The organism is Legionella sp. JM-2024 (assembly GCF_055389095.1).
Genome location: NZ_AP039388.1, coordinates 1,222,246 through 1,239,322 on the forward strand (window position 1 = coordinate 1,222,246; position 17,077 = coordinate 1,239,322).

Here is a 17,077-nt window from a genome sequence, read left to right on the forward strand (position 1 = left end):
GTTTTTTATTTACAAGGAGCGTCGCATGTCGTTTTTTAAAACAATCAGGGTCATTGGGATTTTCATTGGGCTAGGTTTGGTGAGCTTCTTTTTGAGCTCTTGTGAGGGTGCCGTGAAACAGAGTTCACAAGAGGTGAAAGGAGGCTACGGAGGACACAGCGCGGGTGGGCATGGTGGTCATGGCGGCGCTGGGCATTAAGATACTCGCTGTCTTGGTAAATCAAGTTAAAGCGTACTCACAGAGCAGAGAGAGCAAACCATGAAACACAACCATCACCAAGGGCATACCCATACCGACAAAGAGCCTACTTGCTGTCACAAAGAGCATGGCCTCCACAAGCGGCAAGACACGGCTTCTAAAACCGATGGTGCCGTTATCTATACGTGTCCCATGCATCCAGAAATTCGCCAATCAAACCCTGGCATTTGCCCGATTTGTGGTATGACTTTAGAACCGGAATCGATAACTACTGAGGAGGGAGCGAGCCCTGAGTACCTCGACATGAGATGGCGATTTTGGGTAGGGTTGGTTCTTACTTTTCCTATTGTATTGTTGGAAATGGGAGCCCATGGATTTGGGCATTTCATCTCTGCCAATATCTCAAACTGGATTCAATTGCTATTAGCCACACCTGTGGTATTGTGGGGTGGTTGGCCTTTTTTTGTGCGTGGTTGGCACTCTCTAAAAACGCGCCAATTAAACATGTTTACTCTAATTGCCATGGGCATTGGGGTGGCTTGGGCTTATAGTGTAGTGGCTGTTCTGTTTCCTGGGATATTTCCCCTTGCCTTTCGCAGTCAATTCGGCACAGTGGCTGTTTATTTTGAGGCGGCGGCGGTGATTACGACTCTGGTCTTATTAGGGCAGGTGCTGGAATTAAAAGCACGAGAACAAACTGGCAGCGCCATCCGTGCCTTGCTGAAATTAGCTCCTGAAAGTGCCCATCGCATTAAAGAGGATGGCAGCGAAGAAGAGGTATCTCTTGATAAGGTGCACGTTGGCGATAAGCTTCGTGTTCGTCCTGGTGAAAAAATACCGGTGGATGGGGAAGTGCTGGAAGGACGAAGTTTTATCGATGAATCCATGGTGACCGGCGAGCCTATTCCTGTTACAAAAGAAGCGGGCGCCAAAGTGATTGGTGCAACAATCAATCAGACAGGCAGTTTTATCATGAAAGCCATGCATGTGGGCAGTGATACCATGCTGGCACGCATTGTCCAAATGGTCAGTGAGGCGCAACGAAGCCGTGCGCCGATTCAGCGATTGGCGGATACCGTCTCAGGTTGGTTTGTGCCGGCGGTGATTTTGGTTGCGGTGTTGTCTTTCATTCTGTGGGCACTGTTCGGCCCGCAGCCAGCCTTTAGCTATGGATTAATCGCTGCCGTTTCCGTACTCATCATTGCGTGTCCTTGCGCGTTAGGCTTAGCAACACCGATGTCCATCATGGTCGGAGTGGGAAAAGGCGCTCAGAGTGGCGTTTTGATTAAAAATGCTGAAAGCTTGGAGCGCATGGAAAAGGTCAATACGTTAGTGGTTGATAAAACAGGTACCCTAACGGAGGGGCGTCCTAAACTGACGCGTATTGTCACTGATGATGAGTTTGATGAAGAGGCCATTTTGACGTTTGCGGCGAGCATCGAACATCAAAGTGAGCATCCGCTCGCCACTGCCATTGTCATGGCAGCAAAAGAAAAACAATTGTCATTGGGGACGGTTGAAGATTTTGAAGCACCTACTGGAAAGGGAGTGATAGGTAAAGTAAATGGCCATCGTATTGCCGTTGGTAATGCACGATTAATGCAAGAGTATGGCAGTGATAAGCTTGCCCTTTTTGAAAAAGCCGATGAACTTCGCAGCAAAGGCGCATCAGTCATGTTCATGGCAGTGGATGGTAAAACGGTTGCTCTTTTGGTGGTGGAAGACCCCATTAAATCGACTACTCCTGAAACAATACGTGAGTTGCAGCAAAGCGGCATCGAAATGGTTATGCTCACCGGAGATAGTAAGAAAACAGCAGAAGCGGTGGCAGGTACCCTTGGTATTAAAAAAGTAGTGGCTGAAATCATGCCTGAAGATAAAAGCCGCATCGTGAGTGAATTAAGAGACAAAGGTTTAGTGGTTGCTATGGCGGGTGATGGGGTCAATGATGCCCCGGCCTTGGCAAAGGCGGACATTGGTATTGCCATGGGAACGGGTACTGATGTGGCCATCGAAAGCGCTGGTATTACCTTGTTACATGGGGATTTGCGTGGCATCGTTAAAGCGCGTCGTTTGTCAGAAATGACCATGAGCAACATTCGTCAAAATCTTTTCTTTGCATTTATTTATAATGTACTGGGTGTGCCCTTAGCTGCGGGGGTTTTATACCCACTAACTGGCTTACTCTTAAGTCCGATTATTGCAGCAGCAGCGATGGCACTGTCTTCTGTTTCGGTCATTGTTAATGCGCTGAGACTACGACGGATAAGGCTATGAACAAAAGATGAAAAAAACGGTTGTTAATAGAAAAAAAACAAAAGAGATCTATACTAATAGGAAGCAGTCGGTTGTTCATAAGGCAAAATCATGGTGTTCCCAGCTATTATGATTGTGGTTGGTATTGTCTTTCTAATCGGTGGTGCCTATTTAATTAAAAGCGTACTGCAACAAACGAGCCATTATCGTTGGCAGTGGCTCGTTTATCTTGTTTTTATTGGCGCATTTATTCTAAGTTATTCGGCCAGTATTTTTTATGGTCTCTTGGTTGATCCCCATTGTCTTAATTATTTTTATGGCAGTGTGTTTTTATTAGGCGCTACCTATGTTTATTTGTCTTGTCGTCTTATGACTAAGACCATTCAAAAGATGGAAGTAATGGATGATTTAAAAAATCGCTATGAACTATTAAGGCATCATGTCAAATACGATTCGCTGACTGGTTGCCATAACAGAGAGACTCTTTTTGAAATGTTGAACACACGGTTTCAGCAAATTAAGAGCAGTGATGGATGGGTTATTGTCCTTTTTATTGATATGGATAAATTTAAGGCGGTTAACGATCGTTATGGTCATGATGTGGGAGACAACACGTTGGCAGCATTTGGACAACTCCTAAGGCAGCGATTGCGAAAGGATGATATTGTGGCTCGTTATGGTGGTGATGAGTTCATCGCTGTGATGGAACACATCTCCTTGGATGAAGCGAAAAAGATTGCAGAAAATCTTATTACAGTAGCTAAGCAATCCTTCAAAAAAGGTATTTTATCGAAGCTTAATCTAGGCTGCTCCATTGGCATCACTCAGATGAATCCTCACTCGGCTTCAGTGAATAGCGTGATTAAAGAAGCGGATTTGGCGTGTTATGCGGCAAAGCAAAGAAAAATCAATGGTTCCGTTTGTGTCTATAATCCGATGCTTGCAACAAGGAACGATACGATTGATTTGGGTATTCATCAAATTGCCGAATAAAAAATGAAAACACACAAAACAGTCGTCTTACTGCAGTGCATTAAGCACGCTATTAGCGTGCTTTTCTGTTTTTTTGTTCTACCTCGTCAATTAATATACCACTCTTGTTTAATGGCATTGGGTGGGAGATACTAGAGAATAAAATAATAAAAAGAAGGGATTAATTCATGATTCATTTTCAGATGAAACGCACCATCCTATTGATGGTTTCTGTACTCCTTGTGGGCTGTTCTTATAATGCCAAGTTAACTCCTGAGGGAGAAAAAGTGACCCTTCTCCAATCAGGTAAGCCTTCCAAAGCCTGTGCTTTTTTAGGGGAAGTCAGAGCCTCCGATCGTAATGGCATGAGCCAATCCTATCAATCCCATGATCATTTGATTAAGGATGAATTAAATATCTTAAGAAATGAAGCAGCTCTATTAGGTGCTAACAGGGTTTTAGTGACTCAACATCAGCAAACTTATGAAGGCAATCCCAAAAATGATTTCGTAGCGGACCATTGGATGGTAGGTCGAGCATACCGATGTAAGACGAATTAAAAGTTATTTTGAATCTTATTATTTATGGAAATTAATTCTATGAAGTGGTTTTTTGGTTGGGTGATGCTTCTATTACTGTGTTCCTCTCTGGCTACAGCAGGCAACGTATTAACCCTTCAAGAAATAACTCAAATTGCTCTAGCGAACAACAAGGATTTAAAAGCAGCCCGTTATACTGTTTCTATCGCCAAGGCGCGTTTAATCCAAGCAGGTCTTTGGCCTAATCCAAGTCTTAATCTTTCCAATAACGACGATCGCTTATTTAATGACGAAGGGGAATATTCACGCAGTGCTGGTTTTAGCCAAGCATTTCCTATTTCAGGACGTATTGCAAAACAAAAGACAGTGGCGCGCTTGGATGTGTTAAAAGCCATGGCAGAAATTAGGGAAGCAGAGCGTCAATTAAGTAGCAAAGTAGCGAATGCGTATTATGCTGCTGTGATTACCGAGCGTCGCATGCAACAGGTGAATTACTTATTACGGATAAACCACGAGCTTGTTGATGTGATTCATAACCGTTATCACGCGGCTGAAATTTCAAAGCTGGATGACAATGCAGCACGCATTGAGTATCTGAGGATTGGACAAGAAAAACATCTTTTGCATAGTTTTAGTATCAGTCAATATGCCCTACTGAATCAATTGATGGGGCGGAAAGCCAATTCTCCTTTATCTCTTAAGAGGGATGTCATCACAGGTAAAAAACTTCCTGAGTTAGCCTTCTTAAAAACATTAGCCCTTAAAAATCGTCCTGATCGTCAGGCCATCGCTTTATCGATTCATCGTGCCAATGCCGACAGGCGTTTGGCAAAAGCCGAGCGTTTTGCGGATTGGACGGTAGGGCTTGGTGTTCAACAAGATAAAATTGTGGTGGAAGAGGGACCACCCCAACCCGCTGATCGCACCTTGGGGGTCACGCTTTCTGTGCCTCTTCCTCTTTTAAATCGTAATCAGGGGCGAATTTTAGAAGCCAGTCACACAGGAACTCAAGCGATGATGGCATTACGTGCCTTGGATTTAGTTATTGAAACTGAAATAGCCAGTAACTATGCCCAACTGAAAGCACTTCAAATGAGTCTTAGGGAAACGCAAACTGTTTCTCTTAAATTAGCAGTTGAGAATGTCAAACTGGCACGTGATTCTTATGAGAGCGGACAAATTTCTTTTTTGAATGTATTGCAAGTGCAAAAACAACAAAATGATTTGCAAACAACTTATCTCAATACTTTAGAAAAGTATTTGCAAGTGTATGTGGCTTTATGTACGGCTATTGGTCCAGGTAAAACCAATGGGTTTTGCTCTTATTTAGCGTATCAAAGGAATGGGGATAGCAAATGAGATGGTGGCAGCAAATGAGAAGGATGGCATTAATTAGTCTGTTTCTTAGTCTACTCTTTCCTATTCAAGGGTGTTTTGCCCATGGAGAAGAAATTGAAGTGAGCGAGGGAGGAGCCAAAGGCCCCGTTCATTTAACACCAGCACAAACTAAAATGCTTGACATCAAGGTGGTGGAAGCAACCAATCGCCCCATGGCGCAAATGCTTGGTTTAAATGGCCAAATTCAATTGTTACCTGATGCCCAAGCCGATGTCAGTATTCGGATTAGTGGGAGCGTGACCGCCATTGATGTGAATTTAGGGGATAGCGTCAAGGCAGGGCAACGTCTAGCCACAGTGCAATCACGATTAGTGGGTAATCCTCCACCAAGTGTTGCGGTCACAGCTCCCATTGCAGGCATCATTGATGCCAGGAATATCAATTTGGGCCAAGCGGTTGAGCCGAACACGGTTCTTTTTCACATCAGTAATCGCGATAAATTATTAGTCGTAGCCCAAGTGTATGAAGAAGATTTAGGTAAGGTTAAGGTAGGGCAAGAAGTGACTATTCATGCCTTAAGTTACCCAAAGAAGGTTTTTGCAGGACAAGTAACTTTAATTGAACCCAATCTTGACTCCTTAACTCGTACCGTGAATGTGCGCATCACCTTGGATAATGAAGAGAAACTCCTAAAGCCCGGGATGTTTGTACGCGCCAACGTCATTTTAGCTCGTAATGAGGCAGCACTTGCCGTACCTAACGCGGCTCTTTTACAGGCGGATAATCAGCAATTTGTTTTTGTTCAAAATGGGGACACGTATGACCGCGTCGTTGCTCAAGTAGGTGCTGTGGATGATGACTACTCAGAAATTACGGATGGTTTAGTGCCAGGCGACCTTGTTGTGACGCAGGGCAACCGTGAACTTTATACACTGTGGCTTAGTGGTGGCAGTAAACCGAAAACAGGCGAAGAGGAGCATCATTAAATGTTTACTCATCTCATTGCCTGGTCACTGCATAATAGGCCATTAATCCTGGCCCAAACCCTGATTCTTTGTTTGTTGGGTGGCTATGCTTTAAAACAAATGCCCGCGGATGTTTTTCCCGAATTTGCCCCGCCACAAGTGGTGGTACAAACAGAAGCACCTGGTATGGCCACGCAAGATGTGGAAACACTGGTGACTTACCCCTTAGAAAGTGCCATTAATGGGACACCGGGGGTAGCCAGTGTTCGCTCCAAAACCTCGGTAGGATTATCTACAATTACTATTGTGTTTGATGACAAGACGGATATTTATCGCAATCGTCAACTAGTTAATGAGCGCATTCAACAAGTAGTCAATCGACTTCCTCCAGGAGTGAATTCCCCAACTATGGTTCCTGTGACTTCAGCGGTTGGATGGTTGATAAAATATGCCCTGGTGAGTCGAACCGCAAGCCCTGAACTGCTTCGCACCATTTCCGATTGGACCATTCGCCCACGCATCCTGGCTCTTGGTGGGGTGGCTGCAGTGGTTTCTACTGGTGGGGAAGTGAAACAGTATCAAGTCCAATTGGATCCACAACGCATGCTGGCTTATGGCATCACAGTGGAAGAAGTGCGTCAAGCGTTAGCGGCAGGGAATCAAAACGTGCCTGGCGCGTTTGTCCATCAGGCTGGTACTGAATTCGTAGTGAGTACCATTGGGCGTATTAAAACACTGGATGATATTAAGAAAACATTGATTGTGGTGCGTAATGGAGCGCCTATTACTATTAACAACGTGGCCACTGTGACCTTTGGTGGTGAAATTAAACGAGGTGATGGCACTTATAATGCAGAAAATGCTGTGATTGGTACGATTTCCAAAATCTATGGAGCGGACACCGTAACCACGACTGATAAAGTGGAGCAAGCGTTAGCGGAAATTAAACACACACTGCCTGCGGGTGTTGAATTAGTGACGGATGTGTTTCGCCAAGCCAATTTCATTGAATCAGCTATACATAACTTGACTAAGGCGCTGATTGAAGGAGCCATCATTGTCATTGCGGTGTTGTTCCTTTTTTTAATGAATTGGCGAGCTTCCTTCATTACATTTCTTTCCATGCCGATATCTTTTATTGTCGGTATCTTGGTCCTTTACTATTTTGGTTTTGGTATTAACTCCATGACTTTAGGGGGGATGGCGATTGCAATAGGTGAGGTGGTGGACGATGGCATTATCACTGTTGAAAACGTGGTGCATCGCTTAAGGTTGAATCGTTTGACAGAAAAGCCCTTGCCTGCCATTGAAATTGTTTTTGATGCGGTTTTGGAAATTCGAAGCTCTGTGGTTTATGCCACCATTATCATTAGTTTGGTGTTTTTGCCCATTTTCTTTTTATCAGGTATTGCTGAGCGAATTTTTAGCCCGTTGGCTATTGCCTATATTGCCTCGGTATTAGGTTCGCTCGTTGTTTCTATCACGATGGTGCCAGCCCTTTGTTATATTCTATTAGTCAGAAAAGCTGAGAAAAAACAGGATGTTAAGGTGGTGGTACATGCGTTATCTCAAGAGGAACGTTATCATTTAACGGAAGAAGAAGTAGTCAAACACGCGCAATCTGAAACTCGTTTTGTGATTTGGTTAAAAAAACATTTTTTAACGGGATTAAATTGGTCTTTGGCACATTGTAAAACAGTCGTTGCTATGTCAGGTGCCGCATTTATTTTTTCTTTGGCTTTGCTTCCTTTTTTTGGCACCTCTTTTTTACCTGAGTTTCATGAGGGCAATTTTATTATCGTAATGAGTACTCTTCCTGGGACTTCATTGGATGAATCCATGCGATTAGGCAAACAGGTCAGTAAAACTTTGCTCAAGTATCCACAAGTCCTCTCCATTGCTCAACGTGCAGGGCGCAGCGAACTGGATGAGGATGCGCTGCCACCTAATATCAGTGAATTTGATGTACGTCTTAATTTTGACAAAGACAAAAGCATGTCGCCTGATGAGTTATTGCGTCGTATTCGAGCGGATCTAGCGAATATCCCAGGAGCGCTGTTTAATGTGGGTCAATTTATTGCTCATCGTATGGATGAAGTGCTGTCGGGGGTCAGAGCACAAGTGGCGGTGAAGCTTTTTGGTGATAATCTTGCGACATTAAACGAACTGGGTCAATCGGTCGAAACTATATTAAAAACCGTACCAGGAATAGTGGATGTTAATAAAGAGCAACAAATTAATGTACCCCAGTTGGTCATTACCATTGACCGCGAAAAAGCAACGCGTTATGGCATTAATGTGGGGCAAATTTCTGAGGATGTTCAAGTTCTTTTGAATGGCGTGACGGTATCCAGTATCCTCGAAGGGCAGCGAACGTTTGATTTGTATTTGCGAATGAGTGAAACAGGGCGAGACAGTGTTAAAGCCATTCAAAACATGCTGATTGACGCTCATGGAACGGAGAATCAGAAAACTAAAATTCCTTTGCGTGCGGTAGCTGAAATTCGCCTAGAACCCCAGCCTTTTGCGATTAATCGGGAAAACGTGCAGCGTGTCTTGGTGATTGCTTTTAATGTGCAAGACCGCGATTTAGGCAGTGTGATTCAAGAAGTGCAACAACGGGTTAAGGAAAAGGTTACATTGCCCAGTGGTTATTTCATTCAGTATGGTGGTCAGTTTGAAAGTCAGCAACAAGCCTCTCGCGTGATTATTCTTTTTGGTGCATTGGCTATTTTCATTATGTTGATTCTTCTTCATAAAGCGTTTGGTACATTCCGTGAAGCGTTATTGGTCATGTTTAATTTGCCGCTCGCTTTGATTGGTGGCGTGATTTCTTTGTTTCTTGCGAGTGGAAATATGAGTGTGGCGGCTATGATTGGTTTTATCACCTTATTTGGAATCGCGGCACGTAATGGGATTATTTTAGTGAGCCACTACAATCAATTGCGTGTCCAGGGACAACCACGTGAGCAAGTGGTCATTCAAGGAACCCTCGATCGCTTAGTGCCCGTACTAATGACCGCCGCAACAGCAGCACTTGGCTTAATTCCTTTGTTATGGGGTTCGCCTGCAGGAAAGGAACTTGAGCGTCCTTTAGCTCAGGTGCTTTTGGGAGGACTATTTACCTCCACGTTTTTAAATATGTTTGTAGTACCTACGGTGTATAATGCTATTGAAGTATGGCGAGAACAGCGGATGCAATTCAATAAAACGGAACAAGGAGAAAGAACATGAAGCACGTTACTTTGAAACAAAAAAGCCATTTTTGGTTGGGGCTTATCACTAGTGTTTTGTTGGTTTGTGGGTATTCTCAAGCAATGGCTGATTCCACTGAAGAGCCTACACAATCCATTCCCAAAACGATTCCAGCCATTTGGGAGGCTGTAGATAAGCATGCGGCATCCATTAATCAAGTGCTCAGTAGTGATGATTTAACGACCATACACCAGCATGCGTTTGCCATTCGTGATTTAGTCAACGCATTACCTGCGTTAAGCAAGGATTTGTCAGAGGAACAGAAAAAATCACTACAGCAAAATCTAAGCTATGTCAGTCAATTGGCCACTCGTCTTGATAAAACAGGCGATGCCAATGATAAAAAAGGAACTGAAACCAACTGGCAAAAATTACAAAAAGTATTGGCGCAGCTGCGTGCTTTGTATCCTTCAGGTGTCCCTAATTAATCAAGGAATGAGTCATGATGTAGGGTATTGTGCATGATTTGTTGTCGATTACGGTCGCCTTAAGTAAGGAGGCTGCAGACGTAAATGGCCCTATTCGAGGCACAGACATCATGACTTACAAAACGACTAGTGGATTTTAGCTCCTATTGAGCAAGGTTCGATTTTTATGCATTAATTTGGTTTTAAATCCAAGGTAATGACATCGTCCACTTTCCCACTTTTGGGAATGATAGTCACCGTGCCTTTTGTAAAAGAGCCAATCTGATAGCGTTCTTCTTCTAGGGTCACGGGGTTCCCTTTTTGATCCCGTGCCGAGGATAAATCCGCAACTTTGGCTAACTCTTCAAGAGTAATCGAGGAGCCGCGATATATGTGTTTCGTTTGGTTTGTAGTGTCAGTGGTTTCAGTGGTTCCATGACCCAAGGTCACAAAGGATATGGCGAGCATGGTTAATAAATACAATATAAAATTGATTTTTTTCATGAGATTCATCCTAATCAAAAGAGGTATTACCATAATAGATTATCTACTGCGCAACAACAAACGGTTAAGACTGGATTATTTATTATTTAATCTCCCTATCACTTTCTTGAGCAGTCGTTGACTTTAGGTCTTGTCCATATCAGTCATCCGATGGAGAGAAAATTTTTGTAAAAATCTTATCCCTAGTCCACAATAGGTAAAGAGATGGCTGATTCAAGATGGTGGTGACGCATGGACAAGCAAGACATCGACTTGCCTTATCAAATAGGGCTTGATTTTTTTTCTTATCAACTGGATTGTTGGCAGCGTTCTATTTTGTTTTGCGATACTTTACGTGAACGCGCCAATAATATGATGGAGCACGAACAACAAGGGTTGCCACCACTGCTTAATTTCAAATATGAATTAGTTTTGGATGGGAAATCATTGGAACCCAAAACGAATTATGCCTTGGTTAAAATTCTTGAAGTCGGTGATGTGTGCTTTGAGGAATGTTTTGATCCTCAGGCTCATCCAGTTATTATTGTGGATCCCAGATCAGGCCATGGGCCAGGGATTGGTGGTTTCAAACGGGACTCTGAAGTGGGCATCGCATTACATAGTGGTCATCCTGTGTATTTTGTTATTTTTTATCCTAATCCTGTGCCTCATCAAACGCTCGCCGATGTCCTGATGACTTTGCGCCATTTTGTTGAAAAAGTCCAAGCCTGGCATGAAGGCAAAGCCCCCATTCTTTATGGCAATTGTCAAGCCGGTTGGATGCTGGCCTTATTGGCTTCTGATTGTATGGGATCGGTTGGCTTGACGGTCATGAATGGCTCACCGGTTTCTTATTGGTCCAACAGCGAAGAAGAAGCCAATCCCATGCAGTTATTGGGTGGACTCTTGGGTGGTTCCTGGAGTGCTCGCTTTCTATCGGATTTAAAAGAAGGGATATTGGATGGGGCGTGGTTGGTCTCTAATTTTGAGTTACTCAATCCCACCACGGCTATTTGGGATAAGTATTATGGCTTATTTGATGAAGTTGATGCAGAGCGAGAACGATTCTTGGAGTTTGAACGCTGGTGGAATGGGTTTTATCAATTCAGTCAAGAAGAGATAATGGCCACAGTGAATAATCTTTTTATTGGCAATCAACTAGAGCGCGGTGAAATGCGGATTCATAAAGGATGCGTTTACGATTTGAAACGCATTCAAAGCCCTATTGTTCTCTTTGCTTCCCAAGGCGATCTAATTACCCCACCGAGGCAGGCTTTACATTGGATAAGAACGATTTATCCTACAACTCAAGCATTGAAGAAGGCCAAACAGCGAGTGGTGTATCTCCTTCATCCTTCCGTTGGGCATTTAGGAATCTTTGTGTCGGCTAAGGTCGTTCGTTTGCACCATCGTGCTATTTTGGAGCATAGTAATGCCATTGAGCAATTGCAGCCAGGGCTTTATGAAATGATAATCGTTAACCCAACGGGCGATCCCGATTGCAGTAAAGAACAATATCATGTGCGTTTTGAAGCGCGCGAACTTACAGAACTTTGCGCAACGAGCTCCACGCAACCGTTTGACAAGGTTCGTCAAACATCCGAAGCCAATGACTCAATTTATCAAAAAGTTATCCAACCTTCTGTGCAGAGCTTAAGTAACCCTTTTTTATCCTGGTGGCTTGAGAAAACGCATCCCATGCGCCTAAGTCGCTATGTGTTTTCTGAAAAAGTGAATCCGCTGATGAAAGCAATCGAACTATTAAGCCCACCCATTCAAGCCAATCGCCGCATGGCTACACAGAGCAATTGCTTTAAAAAAATAGAGCATGGTGTTGCGCAGATGATGAGGGATTCATTGGAATCCTCCCGAATAATGCGTAATGATGTGATGACCAATTGGTTTGAAGCCCTTTATAAGGATCCCGATTAACAGGCGAGGACGTTAATTCATGGAGCGTATGGCATCAAACTCCTCGTCAAGCTCCATTTCATTTTCTAAGTCCCTGGCTTCATGAACCTCTGTCTCATCAAAAAGAGGTTTAGTTTCTCTAGCTTTTTCTTCGTAGTCATTCTCTGCAAAACAATCCTTAGTATTCATAACAATTCCTTCAAAATGATTTTCCTTGTCCTTGCCAACGACTAGAAACACCCAGGTTTATTGTTGCTATTTTAATCTCAGACATTTAGCATAATGGATAACAATTCAATTGACAAAAATAAGAAAATAAAAAGGGACAACAGAATAGCCAATTCGCTATTTTTTGTAGGAAGAAATGAGGGAAGGAGATGTTGGTTCCTCAAACTAAACTAAGGAGCACATCGACCATGATAGAAATTATCCCCAATTGGCACCCCATTTTTGTTCATTTTACCGTGGCCTTATTTACTGTTTCGGTGATTTTTTATGCCTTAATCTATTTCGCCTCTAATACTCGATGGAAAATCAACCCGTTTATTGTCGAATTGGAAATCGTAGTGCGTTGGTGTTTATGGCTGGCCGCATTGAGCACGATTGCCACTGTGTCCGCTGGGTTTTATGCTTTTTATACAGTGAAACATGGGGCTATGGCGCATGCCGTAAAAGTGATTCACCGCAACTGGGCACTAGCTACTGCAAGTGCCATTTTACTTGTGGCTTTCTGGATGGTTTTGCGTTATATTAAACACCAAAAACCGACGCTGCTCTTCTTAATGGCTTTATTCCTTGTCCAGGTGTTGTTGCTCACAACAGCTTGGTATGGTGCGGAATTAGTCTATCGGTATGGGTATGGTGTTTTGCCTGTCACAGCAGAAAAGACGGTATCGCCGCATTAATACGATTTTTATGGAAGGATGGAAACATGTTACAAAAGGATTTGCGTTGTTCAATCAGGAATTATTACTTTATTTTTTCCTTTTTACTGCTTAGTTCTTCTGCATTGTTTGCCCAGCATGAGCAACATGGTGCCTCAACACAACCGTTAACTTCACCGAAAACTACATCGTCTCAATCGAAACCTGCACAATACAAAATGGAACAACCTACCACTAAAAAACAATCTCCTAAAGCGGTGACGCCTCTAACTATTACAGGTGGAGCAAAGCGTACGGTTAATTTGGTGGTTGCTTATAAAACGGTGAATTTTGCAGGCAAACCGAGACGCGCCATTGCTGTTAATGGGCAAATTCCAGCACCGACTTTGCATTTTAAAGAAGGGGATGATGTCACCATCAATGTATATAACCATTTGGATGAGGGAACGTCCATTCATTGGCATGGTCTTTTAGTCCCTTGGCAAATGGATGGAGTGGACGGGGTGAGTCAAAAACCAATTCCTCCGGGAGGCGTATTCCATTATCGCTTTAAGCTTTATCAAAGAGGAACCTATTGGTACCACGCCCATGCTAAGGTTCAAGAACAGGAAGGTTTGTACGGTACTTTTATTATTGATCCACCCAATCCTCCAAGTTATCACTACACCAAAGATTATGTGGTGGTGTTATCCGATTGGAGCAACACGCCCGCCGAACAAGTGCTTGCGAATTTAAAAAAAGACGGTGATTATTACGGTCCTCGATTTCCCCTACAACCCTCACTCATGAAGTTTCTTCATGATTATCGTAAAGCCTCTCCCGAAGAGCGTAAAAAATTAATCGCTGATTATAAAATGATGCAACAAATGCGCATGAGTATTTATGACTTAAGTGACGTGGCTTACGATGCCTATTTATTAAATGGTCAGCCTAAATCTCATCCTTGGACTGCTCCTGTGAAGGTAGGGGATAGGGTGCGGCTACGTTTCATTGGCGCAGGTGCAAGTACCATCTATCGTGTTAAAATTCCTGATGCCAAAGTGGAGATGGTGCACATTCAAGGAAATGATGTGGTCCCTTATCCCATTGAGGATTTTTGGATTGCACCGGGTGAAACCTATGATATCCTGGTGACCATTCAAAAAAACAGGCCTTATATTATTTATGCCGAGTCGATTGACACGCTGGGCAAAGCGTATGGGGCCTTAGTGACTCATCCTAATCAAGTCGTCAATTATCAGGACGTGACTCCTTTCCCTGAACCACTTCCTGTCACAAGAGAAATGATGGCCAACATGATGCAGTCTATGAATAGCGGGGCAATGGATGGAAACCAACTGCATGGTTTGATGAACAAAAATAAATCATCAACGGCAATGAAACCCTCCATGACCATGCCTTCGCACTCTCAATCAATGAGCTCGCAAAGCGCTAATCACTCCATGTCCTCCATGACTGCCCAAAAGAAAATGGACAATGCATCCAATCATTCCGCTCACACCTCATCAATGAAGTCCAAATCCTCATCGACCTCGATGAACAAGAGTATGGACATGCCAGGTATGAATCATGGGGCAATGAGTCAGAGTAAGACGTCTAACTCTGCTCAAATGAAATCTGACTCCTCGTCGACCTCAATGAACAAGAGCATGGCTATGCCGGACATGAATCATAGCGCAATGGGCCAGAATAAGACATCTAACTCTGCTCAAATGAAATCTGACCCCTCATCGACCACAATGAACAACAGCATGGCTATGCCGGACATGAATCATAGCGCAATGAGCCAGAGTAAGACGTCTAACTCTGCTAATGACATGTCTATGAATAGGAAAATGAAGTCAGATAAGCCTATGGAGCAGGGCATGTCGATGAAGGGCTCCATGAATATGAAGATGCCTATTGAGCCGACCATCATCGGCGATAAGATAGAGCCGCCTGATTCGGCAAAGGCCAGCACCCTGGGAACCAAATACCAAGAGTTAAAAGGAGCAGTGAAAACCAACAACCCGAATAAACCGGTCGATGGGATTATTAAAATGGAATTGTTTGGTTACATGGACCGTTACATTTGGTTTATTAATGGTCTACCAGAATACAAGGCCAAACCAATTCTGATTGAGCCAGGAAAGCGTTATCGGATTATTTTTACCAACAATTCGATGATGCGTCACCCCATGCATATTCACGGCCATTGGTTTATTTTACGCAATGGTCATGGGTCTTACGATCCCTTATTGCATACCATTGAAGTCCCTCCAGGGGCTACTGCCGTTGCCGATTTTGATACTGAAGCCAGCGGTCAATGGTTCTTCCATTGCCATCATCTTCTGCACATGACCGCAGGCATGGCGCGCGTATTTCAATACACCACCATCATTGAGATTGCCAACGGCACTCGAAAGCCAGACAATTACGCCTATCAGCAAGCCTACATCAATCGACCCATTGTACGAGAAGACGAAGTCATGCCACTGGATGCTTCTCTTATCAAACACCCTGCAGGGCATCATCAAGGCTTCTATCGTTCAAGCTATATTGAACTTGGCGAAGACCCTTTTCATAATGCTCAGGAAATGACGTTTAGAGGCCTCTATGGCCCAGATTACAATAAGCTCCAGTTGTATACTGAGGACGCTGAAATTTATAAAGGAACGGTTGAAAACGCCGACATCGATGTGTTCTATTGGCATTTGATTAGCCAATTTTGGGCGGTTAAAGGAGGGGTCAATTATTTTTATCGCCCGGGAGGCCCTTATTGGCAACCTGGTATTGGTATTGAAGGGTTAATGCCTTGGTATATTGATACCAACATTAGAACCTATTACCGCGATGGCAGTGTGAAATTTGACATTCAGTTAGCACGGGCTAACCAACTGACTAATAACTTCTTCTTCGTCACAGGAATTCGCAGCATTTTGGCCACTCATACCGTCGTCAAAAACGAGATTGGCAATGGCTTAAACCAAATGCGTTATATCCTGAGACCTTATTATCGTCTTAAGCCAGGGCTTAATATTTTTTCAGAGTACGAGCATGATGTAGAGTATGGTGCTCTTAAGAGGATTCTTCGAAGTCAGGGAGAGCCTACCACTCAAGATACAATCACGTTAGGAGTTGCTGTTCTTTTTTAAAAAAGCCAAATATACATTGGAATTATTTTATGAATTCATAGGAATAAATAGTCACCTTCATGATATTAATCCATCCATGAGGAATATATCACCTATCAATGACCTTGTTCATTGGGGTGTTGAGCGTTCTCTTCCAAGAAAATCCTTCCTCATGTCTTTAGGATGGGGACAATTTATCTGACAATACTGGGTTAAATTATCCTCAGTTTTGTAATTTAACCCAGGATCCTGGATTTTTAATGATTGATCTGCAGATCATCATTTTCAAATAATGGAGTTTGCTTAATTTCTAAATTTCTTTGTTGTAATTGGTCAACTTTCATATGGGGACAGTAATAGGCATTAGCTATTATGGAATGGATATTAATAGTTGTTAAGTTTTTTGATCCCCTTACATATCTCTTATGAGCTTCACTTGGTGTATGGGTTACAAGAACGATAACATTTGCTCCTAACTTCGCGCCTTCATTTTTTAAAAAATTATTATCATCTTTTTCTAGATCTTTTAAAGAGGAGCGGATATCCATAACTTCATGTACATTTGGGTTTTTAATAATCCCTAAGAAACGGCAATTTCCTGTAGGATAGGACAAATATAAGTTCACATTTTTCGCATCTGCATTTACTTGACGTAATCCGCCACAGCCCGAATTCAAAAGAAGAATCATAAAGCTAATTATTAAATAAACAATTTTCATATCCATAATTCCTTTTATTTAGCGTGCTTTTAACAT

The 17,077-nt window shown here is 43.0% G+C and carries 14 protein-coding genes; 11 read left to right on the plus strand and 3 right to left on the minus strand.

The features are described 5' to 3' along the window. The first annotated feature begins 25 nt into the window (after positions 1-25). The 8 genes from ACZ5EK_RS05350 (at position 26) to ACZ5EK_RS05385 (ending at position 9,952) form a co-directional block, all read left to right on the plus strand. Positions 26-199, plus strand: coding sequence for a hypothetical protein (locus ACZ5EK_RS05350; RefSeq protein ID WP_171945251.1), 174 nt, complete (start codon positions 26-28; stop codon positions 197-199). A 60-nt stretch (positions 200-259) separates the two neighbouring features. Continuing rightward, positions 260-2,476 carry a copper-transporting P-type ATPase gene (locus tag ACZ5EK_RS05355; RefSeq protein ID WP_061634634.1) on the plus strand — a complete coding sequence of 739 codons (2,217 nt, stop codon included), beginning with the start codon at positions 260-262 and terminating at the stop codon, positions 2,474-2,476. Positions 2,477-2,566: 90 nt separating this feature from the next. Then, positions 2,567-3,448, plus strand: a complete 882-nt coding sequence (locus ACZ5EK_RS05360; RefSeq protein ID WP_014843655.1) for a GGDEF domain-containing protein — start codon at positions 2,567-2,569, stop codon at positions 3,446-3,448. Positions 3,449-3,615: 167 nt separating this feature from the next. Beyond that, a complete protein-coding gene (locus ACZ5EK_RS05365) occupies positions 3,616-3,987 on the plus strand; it encodes a DUF4156 domain-containing protein (protein ID WP_013101324.1) in 372 nt (123 codons plus the stop codon). Between the two features lie 39 nt (positions 3,988-4,026). Further along, entirely contained in the window at positions 4,027-5,325 is a 1,299-nt protein-coding gene (locus ACZ5EK_RS05370; RefSeq protein WP_013101325.1) for a TolC family protein, read from the plus strand. Beyond that, positions 5,322-6,290, plus strand: coding sequence for an efflux RND transporter periplasmic adaptor subunit (locus tag ACZ5EK_RS05375; protein WP_027265446.1), 969 nt, complete (start codon positions 5,322-5,324; stop codon positions 6,288-6,290). The genes ACZ5EK_RS05370 and ACZ5EK_RS05375 overlap by 4 nt, the downstream gene beginning before the upstream one ends. Continuing rightward, entirely contained in the window at positions 6,291-9,503 is a 3,213-nt protein-coding gene (locus ACZ5EK_RS05380) for an efflux RND transporter permease subunit (protein WP_027265445.1), read from the plus strand. It begins immediately after the preceding gene. Then, positions 9,500-9,952: a hypothetical protein gene (locus ACZ5EK_RS05385; protein ID WP_027265444.1), complete on the plus strand. Its 453-nt coding sequence runs from the start codon at positions 9,500-9,502 to the stop codon at positions 9,950-9,952. The genes ACZ5EK_RS05380 and ACZ5EK_RS05385 overlap by 4 nt, the downstream gene beginning before the upstream one ends. A gap of 171 nt (positions 9,953-10,123) precedes the next feature. Here ACZ5EK_RS05385 and ACZ5EK_RS05390 read toward each other — a convergent pair whose 3' ends face one another. Then, a complete protein-coding gene (locus ACZ5EK_RS05390; protein ID WP_027265443.1) occupies positions 10,124-10,435 on the minus strand; it encodes a hypothetical protein in 312 nt (103 codons plus the stop codon). 231 nt (positions 10,436-10,666) lie between these two features. Here ACZ5EK_RS05390 and ACZ5EK_RS05395 point away from each other — a divergent pair, with 231 nt between their 5' ends. After that, positions 10,667-12,346, plus strand: a complete 1,680-nt coding sequence (locus ACZ5EK_RS05395; protein WP_027265442.1) for a DUF3141 domain-containing protein — start codon at positions 10,667-10,669, stop codon at positions 12,344-12,346. Between the two features lie 12 nt (positions 12,347-12,358). Here ACZ5EK_RS05395 and ACZ5EK_RS05400 read toward each other — a convergent pair whose 3' ends face one another. Next, positions 12,359-12,514 carry a hypothetical protein gene (locus ACZ5EK_RS05400; RefSeq protein ID WP_167592934.1) on the minus strand — a complete coding sequence of 52 codons (156 nt, stop codon included), beginning with the start codon at positions 12,512-12,514 and terminating at the stop codon, positions 12,359-12,361. A 188-nt stretch (positions 12,515-12,702) separates the two neighbouring features. Here ACZ5EK_RS05400 and ACZ5EK_RS05405 point away from each other — a divergent pair, with 188 nt between their 5' ends. After that, complete coding sequence (locus ACZ5EK_RS05405) at positions 12,703-13,230, plus strand: DUF2231 domain-containing protein (protein WP_464431766.1); 528 nt, start codon at positions 12,703-12,705, stop codon at positions 13,228-13,230. Between the two features lie 26 nt (positions 13,231-13,256). Continuing rightward, positions 13,257-16,343: a multicopper oxidase domain-containing protein gene (locus tag ACZ5EK_RS05410; RefSeq protein WP_464431767.1), complete on the plus strand. Its 3,087-nt coding sequence runs from the start codon at positions 13,257-13,259 to the stop codon at positions 16,341-16,343. Positions 16,344-16,579: 236 nt separating this feature from the next. Here ACZ5EK_RS05410 and ACZ5EK_RS05415 read toward each other — a convergent pair whose 3' ends face one another. Beyond that, entirely contained in the window at positions 16,580-17,041 is a 462-nt protein-coding gene (locus ACZ5EK_RS05415; RefSeq protein WP_015444656.1) for a DUF4156 domain-containing protein, read from the minus strand. Positions 17,042-17,077 lie beyond the last annotated feature (36 nt).

Excerpts from the sequence above, each read along its gene's own strand:
- ACZ5EK_RS05350 (WP_171945251.1), top strand. The coding sequence starts at position 26 with ATGTCGTTTTTTAAAACAATCAGGGTCATTGGGATTTTCATTGGGCTA.
- ACZ5EK_RS05355 (WP_061634634.1), top strand. The coding sequence starts at position 260 with ATGAAACACAACCATCACCAAGGGCATACCCATACCGACAAAGAGCCT.
- ACZ5EK_RS05360 (WP_014843655.1), top strand. The coding sequence starts at position 2,567 with ATGGTGTTCCCAGCTATTATGATTGTGGTTGGTATTGTCTTTCTAATC.
- ACZ5EK_RS05365 (WP_013101324.1), top strand. The coding sequence starts at position 3,616 with ATGATTCATTTTCAGATGAAACGCACCATCCTATTGATGGTTTCTGTA.
- ACZ5EK_RS05370 (WP_013101325.1), top strand. The coding sequence starts at position 4,027 with ATGAAGTGGTTTTTTGGTTGGGTGATGCTTCTATTACTGTGTTCCTCT.
- ACZ5EK_RS05375 (WP_027265446.1), top strand. The coding sequence starts at position 5,322 with ATGAGATGGTGGCAGCAAATGAGAAGGATGGCATTAATTAGTCTGTTT.
- ACZ5EK_RS05380 (WP_027265445.1), top strand. The coding sequence starts at position 6,291 with ATGTTTACTCATCTCATTGCCTGGTCACTGCATAATAGGCCATTAATC.
- ACZ5EK_RS05385 (WP_027265444.1), top strand. The coding sequence starts at position 9,500 with ATGAAGCACGTTACTTTGAAACAAAAAAGCCATTTTTGGTTGGGGCTT.
- ACZ5EK_RS05390 (WP_027265443.1), bottom strand. The coding sequence starts at position 10,435 with ATGAAAAAAATCAATTTTATATTGTATTTATTAACCATGCTCGCCATA.
- ACZ5EK_RS05395 (WP_027265442.1), top strand. The coding sequence starts at position 10,667 with ATGGACAAGCAAGACATCGACTTGCCTTATCAAATAGGGCTTGATTTT.
- ACZ5EK_RS05400 (WP_167592934.1), bottom strand. The coding sequence starts at position 12,514 with ATGAATACTAAGGATTGTTTTGCAGAGAATGACTACGAAGAAAAAGCT.
- ACZ5EK_RS05405 (WP_464431766.1), top strand. The coding sequence starts at position 12,703 with ATGTTGGTTCCTCAAACTAAACTAAGGAGCACATCGACCATGATAGAA.
- ACZ5EK_RS05410 (WP_464431767.1), top strand. The coding sequence starts at position 13,257 with ATGTTACAAAAGGATTTGCGTTGTTCAATCAGGAATTATTACTTTATT.
- ACZ5EK_RS05415 (WP_015444656.1), bottom strand. The coding sequence starts at position 17,041 with ATGAAAATTGTTTATTTAATAATTAGCTTTATGATTCTTCTTTTGAAT.